The 13,800-nt window shown below is 31.8% G+C and carries 11 protein-coding genes; all 11 read right to left on the reverse strand.

The features are described 5' to 3' along the window. Positions 1-49: 49 nt before the first annotated feature. The 11 genes from RBU61_RS15625 to RBU61_RS15675 all read right to left on the reverse strand — a co-directional run bounded on the left by RBU61_RS15625 (position 50) and on the right by RBU61_RS15675 (position 13,713). Positions 50-1,834 carry a sulfatase-like hydrolase/transferase gene (locus RBU61_RS15625; protein WP_308876567.1) on the reverse strand — a complete coding sequence of 595 codons (1,785 nt, stop codon included), beginning with the start codon at positions 1,832-1,834 and terminating at the stop codon, positions 50-52. 122 nt (positions 1,835-1,956) lie between these two features. Next, the gene (locus tag RBU61_RS15630; RefSeq protein ID WP_308876568.1) at positions 1,957-2,289 is read right to left on the reverse strand and encodes a hypothetical protein; all 333 of its coding nucleotides are present in this window, start codon (positions 2,287-2,289) and stop codon (positions 1,957-1,959) included. 68 nt (positions 2,290-2,357) lie between these two features. Continuing rightward, positions 2,358-3,116, reverse strand: a complete 759-nt coding sequence (locus tag RBU61_RS15635) for an OAM dimerization domain-containing protein (RefSeq protein ID WP_308876569.1) — start codon at positions 3,114-3,116, stop codon at positions 2,358-2,360. Further along, positions 3,116-4,669: a lysine 5,6-aminomutase subunit alpha gene (locus RBU61_RS15640; protein ID WP_308876570.1), complete on the reverse strand. Its 1,554-nt coding sequence runs from the start codon at positions 4,667-4,669 to the stop codon at positions 3,116-3,118. The genes RBU61_RS15635 and RBU61_RS15640 overlap by 1 nt, the downstream gene beginning before the upstream one ends. A 133-nt stretch (positions 4,670-4,802) precedes the next feature. Beyond that, a complete protein-coding gene (locus RBU61_RS15645; protein ID WP_308876571.1) occupies positions 4,803-6,428 on the reverse strand; it encodes a DNA mismatch repair protein MutS in 1,626 nt (541 codons plus the stop codon). Beyond that, the gene (locus RBU61_RS15650; RefSeq protein WP_308876572.1) at positions 6,429-7,457 is read right to left on the reverse strand and encodes a hypothetical protein; all 1,029 of its coding nucleotides are present in this window, start codon (positions 7,455-7,457) and stop codon (positions 6,429-6,431) included. A 39-nt stretch (positions 7,458-7,496) separates the two neighbouring features. Next, positions 7,497-8,762: a lysine 2,3-aminomutase gene (gene ablA, locus RBU61_RS15655; RefSeq protein WP_308876573.1), complete on the reverse strand. Its 1,266-nt coding sequence runs from the start codon at positions 8,760-8,762 to the stop codon at positions 7,497-7,499. Between the two features lie 95 nt (positions 8,763-8,857). Continuing rightward, positions 8,858-9,895 carry a zinc-binding dehydrogenase gene (locus RBU61_RS15660; protein WP_308876574.1) on the reverse strand — a complete coding sequence of 346 codons (1,038 nt, stop codon included), beginning with the start codon at positions 9,893-9,895 and terminating at the stop codon, positions 8,858-8,860. Between the two features lie 239 nt (positions 9,896-10,134). Beyond that, complete coding sequence (locus tag RBU61_RS15665; RefSeq protein ID WP_308876575.1) at positions 10,135-11,523, reverse strand: sigma 54-interacting transcriptional regulator; 1,389 nt, start codon at positions 11,521-11,523, stop codon at positions 10,135-10,137. Positions 11,524-11,605: 82 nt separating this feature from the next. Then, positions 11,606-12,424 (reverse strand): glutamate racemase, encoded by an 819-nt coding sequence (gene murI / locus RBU61_RS15670; RefSeq protein WP_308876576.1) that lies wholly within the window; start codon positions 12,422-12,424, stop codon positions 11,606-11,608. An 86-nt stretch (positions 12,425-12,510) separates the two neighbouring features. Then, positions 12,511-13,713, reverse strand: a complete 1,203-nt coding sequence (locus tag RBU61_RS15675; protein WP_308876577.1) for a hypothetical protein — start codon at positions 13,711-13,713, stop codon at positions 12,511-12,513. Between the last annotated feature and the right edge of the window lie 87 nt (positions 13,714-13,800).

Below are 13,800 nucleotides of genomic sequence, written 5' to 3' on the forward strand. Positions count from 1 at the left end.
TTTACCTCCTGATAAACAAGATGTTAAAAGGGAAATCCCTTTTAACATCCTATTTCTTAAAATCCTGACTATGGTAATACTCTTTATTTTTAAAGTCTTCCCAAAGATCCTTATTTTCCTCTGATAATTCTTTTTTATATTCTCCATTTTCTTTAAAGAAAAGTTGATGAACTACATCTATGTTTTCTTTTAGATTTACTAGTTCCTGCATATATTCATTTCCTTCCCATCCTAGATACTGGAATAGTTCTGCCATTAGGAAGTTTGGACTTATATCGTTTCCTCTACCTTGAAAGTCTTTTTGTAAAACTTCCTTTGCACTATTATTTCCCCATATTAGGTAAGGGGTCTCGTAATAGTTTTTAAACCCTTCTACAGTGGATAAATCTAAGTTTATATCCATCATAGTATATCCTGAGTTTTCTTTCCCAAGCCAAGGGTTATGGTCTCCAAATAAAATGATTATAGTTGGTTCTTCTTCTTTTCTAAAGTAATCAACTAAGTCTTTCAAAGCCTCGTCTGTTTTATTTATTCCTACAAAATAATTGTTTATTATATTATATAGTTTTTCGTCATATTTATCTTTTCTCTTTAAATATTCCTTATCTGTATTTGGCTCTTCTGGATAAGGTCCATGGTTTTGATATGTTACTGAAAAGTTGAAATAAGGTGATTTTCCCTTATTTTTCTCATAACCTTCTATTATATATTTAAAGAAATCTTCATCCCTTAAATAATCTGGTGATATATCTTTATATCTATTATCCATATGTTCAAAATAATCAAATCCTAGATACTCATTTGCATTTTGTCGATTATAGAATTGTCCTGTAATTGGATGCATGGCTTCTGTTCTATAGCCTTGTTCCTTTAGATACCATACAAAGGAATTGGTTTGTTTATAGTATTTAGGTTGGTTGTGAAACCCGGTTAAAAATCCTCTCTCAGTTTTTATGGTATCTCCTGCAAATATATTCGTTACTAAATTCCCATGAATAGATTCCTTTTGGATATCATGAAGATTTTTATATATATCTATATTTAATTCTGCACCTGGAAATTTAGAGAAATCATTATATGATTCTAGCATAATGGCTATTATATTTACTTTTTCTTCTTCTCTTATATCTGTAGGGTCCATGGAATTAAAAGCAGCTACTGCCTCTGCCTTATTATATCCTTCAGGTTTTTTCTCTACTGCATCAAGAGAACTGTAAAGAAACGGATATACAAATCCTCTTACTTGAAACTGTTGGGTCTTTATCCATATATTTATATTGGACTTGTCTCCTACTCGTTCATATATTTCAGGACTAAAGTAAAATTCCTTAGATATTATTGTAGTTCCAATTATGAATATAGTTAAAAGTACTACCCTGATTTTAGAAGAATCAATCTTATAATTAAAAAGAAATTTAAGAGCAATGGAAATACCTATAAATAAAAGTATCATCATTATTATTTCTTTACTTAAACCAACTTCATATTTTTTAGCCATAGTTAAGGATTCTCCAAAGAGTTTTAAGTCTATAAATGTAAATGGATCATCTCTATAACTTAGTTTTAATTTATTTATTATGGATAAAGTAATAAATAATAAACTAGTAAGTGAAAAACTTGCCCAAAGCCTATTAAATATTAAATAGGCAAATACCATAAATAAAAATATAGGTATGAAATTCATTAAAATCAATAACTTATCTTTAAAATAGGTATTTAGTAAATTAACATCTGCCACAGCCCTTGAGAATAATAGAGTTACTGTCATTATGGATAAACTCAATATAATCATAAGAAATATGGCGATTATAGTTTGTAGTGTTTTATTTTTCATTTTGTCATCTCCCATATATATTATTTTATAATATTCAGGGTCTTAGGTCAACTAAAGCAATAACTCCGATTTTTGAAGCCAGGCTTCAAAAATCGGAGTTATTGGAAATTATTGGATTTATTTTATACTGCTGATTTCATTGCTTTCATGGCTGCTATATCTTGAGCATTTTTATATGTCACTTGTTCTATCATACGGAAATCTTGTTTAAGTTCTTTTAATTCATCATATACTGATTGAATTTCTGTCTTTAGTTCTTCTGACACAAGTTCTAATTCTTCTTTTGTTACCATGGTGTCTTTTATTTGTTGTACATCTAATTTTAATTCCTTTACTTCTAATTTTAATCCATGCACTTCCGTCCTTACTTCTTGGATCTCTGTCTTTAACTCTACTTTCATTTCTTGTACTTCAAGATACAACTTTTCCAATAGATCATAAACTTTATCATCCATGGTACCACGCTCCTATTATATATTAAATAGATTATACCATTTAATGATTAACTTATACAACCTACATCTTATACTAATCCTCTATTTACCATTTCTGTAACTACAAAGGTAGCCACGTCTTCGGCATAGCTTCCTGTACCAAATCCTGCATCATATCCTAGTTCCTTTGCTAGTTCATGGCTTATTCTTGGTCCTCCACAGCATAGGACTATTTTATCTCTCATACCTTCTGCTTCAAGAAGTTCTACTAATTCTGTTAGATTCGGTATGTGTACATCCTTTTGAGTAACTACTTGTGATACTAAAATTCCATCTGCATTTACTTCTATTGCCTTTGCTACCAATTCTTCATTTGGAACTTGAGAGCCTAGGTTATATGCATCTACTCCTTCATATCTCTCTAATCCAAAATGCCCTGCGTAGCCTTTCATATTCATTATGGCATCTATACCTACTGTATGGGCATCTGTACCTGTACAAGCCCCTACTATAACTACATTTCTTTTTATGTTTTCCTTTATATACTTTTCTACTTCTTCTTTAGATAGTACATCTACATCTACTTTTGGCACTTCTATTTTTGTAAAATCTACTGTATGAGTAGATTTGCCATATACTACAAAATAAGTATATCCTACACCTAAGTCTTTTGAATATACCACAGATGGTTCATCAAAACCCATTTTTCTTGCTAATTGTCTTGCAGCCTCTGATGCTTCGTCTCCTTGAGGTACTGGAAGGGTGAATCCCATTTGTACCATTCCATCATTTAATGTATCTCCATAGGGTTTTATTTTTGTTAGATCTACTTTTTGAACTTCAGCCATTACGCTCTACCTCCTAGCATTAGTTCTATAAATGGATTAAAGTACCCGGAGTCTTTTTTAGCTACTCCATCTAGTCCTTTTCCACCTGTAGGAGTTCTCTTTACTCCACCAAACTTTCCTTCTTCGATAGTTTTAAATAGTCCATCTTTTTCTATTTGAGTTAAAAGTTTCTCTGCATTTTTTAAGACTTCCTGTGCTCTTTTTTGAATTATACCATCTTTTTTAAATTCTATTTCCTCTCCAAGACTTCTTGCATTATTAAATATATATTTTGCATTCTCTATGGATAAATATCTATCCTGCAAATGTGGTGTGTGTATTGCTTCTGTTAGCATACCTAGTAATTGAATACCTTGATTGGTCATAATAGACACCATATTAAACATTGCATTCTGTACATGGCCTTTAAATATATTTCCTGTCATAAACTTTGTAGGCGGCATATATTTCAGTGGTGCATTGGGAAATATCTCCCTTGCCATTTGTGCCTGTGCCAATTCTAACAAGAATCCATTTTCCACATCAGGATCCATTTCAAAAGCATGACCTAATCCCATTTGTTCTTCTGGTATTCCTGCTTTAAGTGCAAATTGTTCGTTTATAAATTGTGATGCCAATACTGTATGGGCTGCCTCCACAGCATCATCTGTAGTTAAGTAATTGTCTTCACCTGTATTTATAATAATGCCTGCAAAACCATTTATCATTCTGGAGAAATATTGATCTACTAATGTTCTTTGCATATTTATATCTCTAAATAAAATACCGTACAATGCATCATTTAGCATCATATCTAGTCTTTCAGTAGCTCCCATGGCTGCAATTTCTGGCATACAAAGTCCTGAACAGTAGTTACACAACCTTATATATCTTCCTACCTCTTCTCCTACTTCATCTAATGCCTCTCTCATTAGTCTAAAATTTTCTTGAGTTGCATAAGTTCCACCAAAGCCTTCTGTAGTTGGTCCATAGGGTACATAGTCAAGCAGTGATTGACCTGTAGTCCTAATAACTGCAACAACATCTGCTCCCTGTCGAGCAGCAGCCTTAGCTTGGACTATATCTTCATATATATTTCCTGTGGCTACTATTACATATAGGTATGGCTTCTTTCCTTCTCCTATGGTGTTTAAGTAATTTTCTCTTTTATTTCTATTTTCTTTAATTCTAGATACAGTTTCTTCTGCTATTTTATATATAACTTCTTTTATCTTTTCTTCATCCTGTGCTGGCAATCTTGTTATATCTATTTCTCCCATGGCTACTTTTTCTGCCACTTCTTGAGGTGTAAGTCCTGTTTGTACTATTGCATTTCCTATCCAATAAGCCGCTCCTCTTTCCAGTCCTCCACCTTCTTTTATATTATCTACTAAAACATTTGGTAATGGCTTTTGAATTTCATCTACTCCATCTATTCCAAGTAGTCTAGTAATAGTCCTTTCTGTTGCCGTTGTAGTATGTTCATCTATGAATTTCTGTACTTCATTTGCTATATTCTTAGCTGCATTTCGAGAGCTCTCTATTAAGTTTTTATCAAGATTAAGTTTGCCCATAAAATCACTCCTTAGAAGTTTTAATTGATAATTATCAATTAAAACTTAATATTTATTTGATTATAATTCAATTTCCCTTACTTATTTCAAGGCAATATCCATTTTTAGAAAGTATTTATATAGTCCTGCCATATCAATTGTCTATTAAGTAGCCTTCTGCTAATTTAAGTATTTCCTCATCAATTCCCATTATCTTTGCAATATTTAAGGCATCCCTTGGAACTAAGGTGTTTTTTTCTACTATTTTTAATCTATAATCCATATATTTGTTTATAATGTCCATCTTATCTTCCTTAGACATTTCCAGTAATAAACTATCAAAGTTTATCTTAGACAGTCCTATTACCTGAAGATGAACTACATTATCTAGATTTGCTATATTATCATAATGTGTAGTTAATAAATTTATGGAGGTTTTGTCTTTTAAGTAGCTAACTATTGCCTTTGATATGGCGTAGCCTTCTTCTGGATTTGTTCCTCTTGCTAATTCATCTATTAAGATTATTCCTCTTTCATCTGCTGACTTTATCGCTTCACTGACTATTTTTATTTCTCCACCAAAGGTAGATAGTCCTGAATCTGTAGATTGCATATCTCCTATTGACGTTTTTATAAATTTATTTAATCCATATTTCATCCTTTTTGCAGGCACAAATAATCCGTACTGTGCCATGGCAGACAATAGTCCAACAAGTTTTAAGCTAATGGTTTTGCCGCCCATATTAGCTCCTGTAATACAGGTTACCCCTTCTTTTAATCCTATAGATACGGGAGTAAATTTTAAGTCCTTTTCCCTTAGAAAGTCTGATACTTTAGGGTGAATTCCTTCTTCTATTTCTATTTTGTGTTCTTTTATTATTTCTGGTTTTACTCCATTTATATCTAAGGCAAATTTAGCCTTTCCTAGGATTAAATCTAGTCTGCCTATATTTGCCATATTTTTAAATATTTCTTTTCTTCTTTTCTTTATTTCCTTAGATAGATATTCTCTTATTCTTAATTCTTCTTTTTCTTCCTTCCCTTTTAAAATAAGGACTTCTTGTTCTAGTTTATTTATATCATCTGTTGGTTTTATAGTAAATTTTATATTTATATATGTTTCTGATGTATAAATAAGGTATGGATAGTTCTGAATTTTTTCTATTAATTCCTTATTACTCTTTGGTATAGATAGTGACAAATCCGGTTGAAGTCGTAATTTAAAATCTTCCTCTATTTTTTCTTTAATATGTTTTTTCTCTAATTTGATTTCCTTATCTAGGCTTCTTTTTCTCTCTCTAATGGACTTTAATTCCTCAGAATAATTGTCATAAATATAGAAAGTAGAAACTCCTGTATTTTCAGGATCTAGGGTTTGTTCTAAAGATTTTATTGGTATGATTTCTGTATCTTTATATACTTTAATCTTATATTTTTTTATTATCTTATCTAAATCTCTAATTAAAAAAAGAAATATCTTTATTTCAAATAATTCTACTTCTGTGAGAATGAAGCCATCCATAGTACGTTTGATCGAAGTCCTTAAATCTTTTATATGGGAAAAAACATTGTTTATTTCCCTTCTTATATCATTGTTTTGTATAAATAATAAGTAATTCTCTATTTTATCTAATTCATCTATTAATTCCCTTTCTTCTCCTACTTCAAAGGCTTTTAATCTATTTTTATATATTTTTCCATAGGGAGTAAGGGTAGCTATATTATTAAAAATGTATCTAAAATCTAAGGCTTCTATGGTGTTTTCGTTCATAAATTCCATTTATTCACCACCTAATACTAAATCCATCACTGGTATTTTAGTTATGTAAGATTTCATTTTTAATAGAAATTCACTTGGTTCAAAATAATATCCTGCCGGAGCATAGGGGTTTAGTGTAATACCTATTAAATTTATGGGTTCTAGCACCTTCACTTTTATACCTTGATTAAGAAACTGTAACCAATCTCTAGAATTTATAAATATTTTAGTTCCATCACGAATCACTATATCTATATTTTTATATTTTCTTGTAGTTCTAGTTAAATCTTCTATGGTCTTTTTCACTAAAGATCCTGGAATCACTAAATATCTTGAGTCATCTCTCAAATAATCTCCTATAATATGTCCTCCGTTTAAAGCAGTTTTTAAAGGAATATTTGTTACTTTATTATTTTCATCTATTGTTGCAATTTCATTATTGTCTATTAATTCTCTTATGATATTTCTAACTTCCTCATCTTCTACCATGGGAAGACTTAGGGTATTTACTACATGGATTGTTTCTTCTATTACTTTATTTATATCACGAGATAATACTGCTCCTGTAGATAATATGGTGGCTTCTGATATAGACGGTGCTGCCTGAGATAGTCTATCTAATGCTCCATCTATAATAACAAAGTTTGCCCCAAGACTTATCATCATATCTGCTACATTTTTTATTTCAGATAAAAGCTGAGGGCCTGCTATTTCAACATAGCCCTCATCTTTTACTCTACATATAACTATTTCACCTAGAGGTGTTCTATATTCCGTTACCTTGATTATTTCCATATTGGCATCTCCCAAGGGCAACATTCCTGTAGCTGTGGCAATCAACGTTCCTTCTTCCACATAGATACGTGGCTTTTCTGTTTCTGTAACTATATCTAAGGATTCACCATCACGTCCGATAGATGTAATGCCTATGATTACTCCCTCCTCCATGGCTTCTCCTATTAAATGGTTCAAAGCCACAGTCTTGCCGCTATTTTTAGCCATTCCTACTATGGATATTGTTTTATATCTACCCTGTATAAGCTCTAACATAAAAAACCTCCGAGTTAATTCAATTGACAATTAGACTTTCTATTGATCAGTTGCTAGACTATGTCTATTATGTCTTTCCAAATCGCTTGGTTCCATGGATTTTACTTCTGCTCCTTGTAATAGTGATGCTACTCCTGTGATTTTCCCTTCTCTTTCACCTTTACACACTGAACAATTGCATGGTTCTTCTATCATCTGTGGTTCTGTGTATGTTGTAATAATTCCTTCATAGTTTCTTAGAACTACTTTAGTTGGTGATTGAGAGATTACATATTGAGGCATTACTGGAGTTTTTCCTCCGCCACCAGGTGCATCTACTACAAATGTAGGCACTGCATAGCCTGATGTATGACCTCTTAAAGCTTCTATTATTTCTATACCCTTAGATACTTTCGTTCTGAAATGTTCAATTCCCATGGAAAGATCACATTGATAGATATAATAAGGTCTTACTCTCATTTTAACTAATCCATGTACTAAATCCTTCATTATATGTGGACAATCATTGATACCCCTAAGTAGTACAGATTGATTTCCTAAAGGAATACCTGCATTTGCCAGTCTTTCACAAGCATCCTTTGATTCAGAAGTTATTTCCTTCGGATGGTTGAAGTGAGTGTTTAACCACACTGGATGGTATTTCTTTAACATATTTACTAAATCATCAGTAATTCTCTGTGGCAGTACTACTGGCGTACGACTTCCCAGTCTTACTATTTCCACATGAGGAATTTCTCTCAGTCTTGAGATAATATATTCTAAAACATCATCAGATACTAATAAACAATCTCCGCCTGATAATAATACATCTCTCACTTGAGGGGTATTTCTTATATATTCTATACAGGCATCTATTCTATCTCTAGGTACTCCCATGTCATTTTGTCCTGCAAATCTTCTTCTAGTACAATGTCTGCAATACATTGAACACTGGTCTGTAATTAAAAATAAGACTCTGTCTGGATACCTGTGAGTTAATCCTGGTACTGGTGAATCTTCGTCTTCATGTAGTGGGTCTTCTAGGTCTGAGTCGCTAATGTGTGTTTCCATTATTGTTGGCACTGCTTGCATTCTTACTGGACAATGAGGATCATCTGGATCCATCAATGAAGCATAATATGGTGTAATCCCTACCCTAAATCTTTCGAGTACTGCACCTATATTTCTTTCCTCTTCTTCTGTCATATTGATTACTCTTTTTAAGGTATTTACATCAGAAATTCTATTTCTAACTTGCCAATGCCAGTCATTCCATTCTTCCTCAGTAACATCTTTCCAAAGCTCAATTTCATTATACTTTCTCAAGATAAGTCCCCCTTATTTTTAGTTAATAACTAATAGATAGTGAATAGTTTTAAAGACTTTGTTTACTGGTTTTAATTATCCACTCTTCACTGACTCTACGCATACAGATCTGTAAATATTTTTCTTAATTCCTTTGATTCTCTCATTATATCTAAAGTTATTTCTGCATGTCCTTTTGTATATCCATTTCCCATTACCATTGTTACGTCTTTTCCTACTCCTTCTGCCCCTAAGGCTGCTTTTGTAAAACTTGTTGCCATACTAAAGAAATAAACTGTTCCTTCATCTTTTGTAATTAGTATAGATGACATTTCTGTATTTGGAACGTTTACAATATTGATTACTATATCAGCCATTTTACCATCTGTGGCCTCTCCAATTTTTTGCATCATTTCTACTGCATCTTGAGCATTTGCTTTAATTGTTATATCTGCTAAATTAGCATCTTTTACTCTCTTTAATGCTTCATCATTAATATCTACAGCAATAACTTTACCTGTTACTCCTGCTCTTTTCTTTGCTTCATATAGACAAAGCATACCTGCTTTACCAGTTCCGCCTATCATTACTACTGTATCACTAGGTTTAACTAACTTAGCTGTTTGAGCCGGTGCTCCAGCTACGTCTAGTATTGATAATACTAAGTTTTCTGGCATATCTGATGGAAGAACTGCATAGATTCCTGATTCAAATAATATTGCCTTACCTACTATATCAACTTGGTCTTTTTCCACTCTTACTTCTTTAATTTCGTCTATATGTAGTGGTGTTAAAGATAATGATACTAGTGTAGCAATTTTATCTCCTACTTTAAGGTCTGTTTTTCCTTCTAATGCTGGTCCTATTTTTTCTACTGTACCTATTAACATTCCACCTGATCCTGTAACTGGATTTTGATGTTTTCCTCTATGGGCTACTATGCCTTTCATTATCTTCTTGATTTCTTCTATGTCACCATTGGCCTGTTCTTTTATCTGTGTAAAGCTTGCTGAGTCCACGTTCAATGTTTGAACGTCTATAAGTATTTCGTTGTCATAAATCTCCATGTCGTTGTCAATTTTTAATGCTGGTTGTGGTAAAACTCCCTTTGGTTCAATAACTCTATGAGTGCCGTATGGACATCCTTTCTTCATTTTACATTCCTCCCAGTATATTGTTAAAAATTTGCTTATGATTATATAATGCAATATGTATGCCAAGGAATTCAGAAATGTATTTTTTGCTTATGAATTTTGAATTATGGGTTAATTTCAGGGATATAGATAGATTTATTGACTTAATTTGTATTATTCCTAGGAGTTTTTTAGTAGATTAATGGAATCGATGCCGAAAATTCGGCATGAATTCCATTATAAATTGGAGATTATTGAGATTAGAGTTTTAGATTTAATTTCTGTAATCGATATTGTAAGGTCTGTCTTGGAATTCCAAGTATCTCTGCTGCTTTAGTTATATTGTTGTCTACTTTCATTAAGGCTTCTTTTATTATTTCTTTTTCTGTGGTTTCTAGGATTTCTGTAAGTGATAGGTCATTTATTGTTTCTTTTTTATATTTCTTGAATTTATATGGTAGGTCTTCTACTTTTATGGTCTTTATATCAGATATGCTAATTATGCCTTCTATTAAATGTTCTAGTTCTCGTACATTTCCATCCCAGCCATAATTATTAAATATATTTAAAACTTCTTCAGATATATTTTCTACTTTTTTTCCAAACCTTTCATTAAACTTATTTATAAAATGGTTTACTAAAATTGGGATATCTCCCTTTCTCTCCTTTAATGGCGGAATTTCAAGGGATAACACATTTAATCTATAATATAGGTCTTTCCTTATTTGTCTTTTCTCTACAGCCTCTTCCGGTGGAATATTAGTTGCTGCTATTATTCTAACATCAACTTTTGTAGTATTTGTAGCTCCAACCCGTCTTATATTTCCATCTTGTAATACTCTTAATAGCTTTGATTGAAGCTCTAGGGGCATGGAATTAATCTCATCTAGGAAAAGTGTTCCCCCATGGGCTAATTCAAATAATCCCGGTCTATCTTCTGCACCTGTAAATCCACCTTTTATAGTTCCAAATAAGATTCCCTCTAGAAGGTTTTCAGGTAATGCTGCACAGTTTTGTGTAATAAAAGGCTTAGTTTTCCTATGGCTTACATTGTGTATGGAATGAACAAATAATTCTTTTCCTGTTCCTGTGTCTCCCGATACTAATACTGATATATCCGATTCTCCAGCCTTTAGTACAAGAGATTTTAACCTTAAAATTTCTTTATCTTCCCCTATAATATCTAATAATGTATATTCTGCTGATTCATTTGTTTTCTTTGTGGAAGATTTCTGTTTCTTATTATATAGCTTATCTTGAAGTTCTACTATTTTTTCTGACATCTGTCTAACTGTGGTTATATCCTTAGATATTTCTAAGGCGCCTATTATTTTATTCTTGGATTTAATTGGTATAGACGTATTTATAGTAGTGATTTTCTCTCCTTTGTAATTGATAAAAGTTTGCTCCTTTTTGTACATAGATTCTCCAGTACGAATCACCGTAAGTAAAGTACTGGTTTCATTAGTTAGAGACGGATATACTTCAAGTAAATGTCTTCCTATGACTTTTTCTCTTTCTATACCATCTATTCCTTGAGCAAATTTATTATAATATACTATTATCCCGTTTTTATCTATAATATGTAATCCTTCCTCTAAGTAGTCTAATATCTCCAATACATTTTCTCTAAAAAATAGATCCTTCATAGAACCTCTCCTCCAATGCTTAATTTTCGGCACCAATCGCCAATTTTTAGGCACTAACGTGCCTTAAATTGGTGATGAATAACTATTCATTAACTTTAACTGCCTCAATATCCACTTTTTCTACTAAGTCTATTTCCCTATTAATAATATTTCCACCTATTCTCTGGAATTTAATTGGAGCATCACTTACATAATATTCATAAGTCCCACCATCTATTTTATCGTTTAGTAATCCTTCTTCTTTCAATACATTTTTAGTTAGCTTCGCTGTTTCATAGGCTGGATTTACCAAAGTCACTTTTTCTCCTAATATTTTTCCTATTGTATATCTTAGGGCAGGATAGTGAGTACATCCTAGCACTAAAGTGTCTATATTATGTTCCTGTAAATCCAATAAGTACTTTCTTGCTGCTAATTCAGCCACATCTGAATTTTCCCATCCTTCTTCTACTATAGGCACAAATAACGGACAAGCTACTCCTATAATCTCTGCTCCAGGCAATATCTTTCTTATCCTTCTTTGATAAGCACTAGAATTTATAGTTCCTTCTGTACCTATTATACCTATGGTATTATTTTTACTACAGGATGCAGCTGCCTTAGCTCCTGGCTCGATTACTCCTATAATCGGTATATCAAATTCCTTCTGTGCTGCTTCCATTGCTAAAGCCGAAGCTGTATTACAAGCTATGACGATTGCCTTTATATCTTTAGTCATTAAAAAATCAAATGATTCAATTACATATTTTATTACTGTTTCCTTTGATCTAGATCCATAGGGAATCCTTGCTGTATCCCCAAAATATACTATATCTTCACCGGGTAACTGTTCCATTATTTCCTTAAGTACAGTAAGTCCACCAATTCCAGAGTCAAATACTCCGATTGGTCTATTATCCATAAAAACACTCCCTTACCTATCTTCTATCTCTATTATACTTATTTTTCAACAAAAAGAGAACATATTAAATATGTTCTCTAGTTTTTTTATGGTAATTGTGGTTGTAATGATTGTGGTTGTAATGATTGGATTTGATTCATTTGATTTCCCATTAATTCCATAAAGTTAATGGAGTTATCTTTATTTAAAGTTGGCATTTCTATTTTAATATCTTGGTTTATATTATAGCTCTTTGAGTTATAATTGATTCCTAAGTTTATTATACCTTTTACTTCTTCTTCGCCTATAGCTTTAGATATATTCTCTAGGTCAATTCTTAAATCGATATTTCCTTTTTCATGAACTATATATCCTTTGTTGTCGATTCCATATTCAATCTTTATTCCATTTTGTCCTAGTATCTTAATATCTTTGTAGTCTTCCATAAACTTATTAAACTGTGTTTTGAATTCTGGTAATTTCTTTTCTAGCTCTTCCATTACTGACTTTATTTCTTTTTCTCCATCTGCTCTTTCATTTTCTGGCATATTTGCTAATGCTACTTTTGTTACTTGATTCATATACTCTTTTATAAAGTTCACAGCTACTTCTGAATCTAGACTATAGTTTACTACATATTTTACTAATTCTTTTAGAGTATCATCATTTAATTTTAATTCATATATATCTAGTTTCTTTCCATCAATTTCTCTTTTTCCTTTTTCTTTAACTAGCTCTATACTAGGCTTGAAATCTTTTTCCATTGACTTCATAAATTCAGTTAATTTAGGTTGAAATTCTTTTATAAAGTTTACTAACTCAGTAAAGTTTAAAGTATCTTCTTGATTTAGAATATCTCCTATATCATATACTACATATTCCTTTGGTGTACCATCTGTAGCCATAGATGCCATTAACATTTGAGGCATTTTTATTATTTCTACAACTTTAGGTTCATCCTTGGACATATCTACATCAACCCAAACCTTAGTGTTCATACCCATTCCGCCAAAGTTCATATCTGTATTCATTTCTGCTTTGGCAACTGTCTTGTCTTTATTTTGAGTTGATTTTTGATGAATCTTAACGCTTGAATCATTGAACATAGCAGACATTTGGTCAAATACTACTTGTTCTTCCTCTGAAAAACCTTCACCTTTGAAAGTGAAATTCATTTCTGTTTCAGTCTCTATTGACGTTATATCCTGCATCTTGTTAAACCCATTATAGACCTTCAATTCTCCGCCTGCACAAGCTGTCAATGATATTGTAAGTGCAAGTAACAATGATAATAATGATAATTTTTTCATACCTATCCCTCCTAAATTTATATATATCTATATATATGTATATATATTTAAACCATATCCTAATTATATGATTTTCAAACAAAAATT

Origin of the sequence: Tissierella sp. MB52-C2 (assembly GCF_030931715.1) — a bacterium.
GTDB lineage: Bacteria > Bacillota > Clostridia > Tissierellales > Tissierellaceae > Tissierella.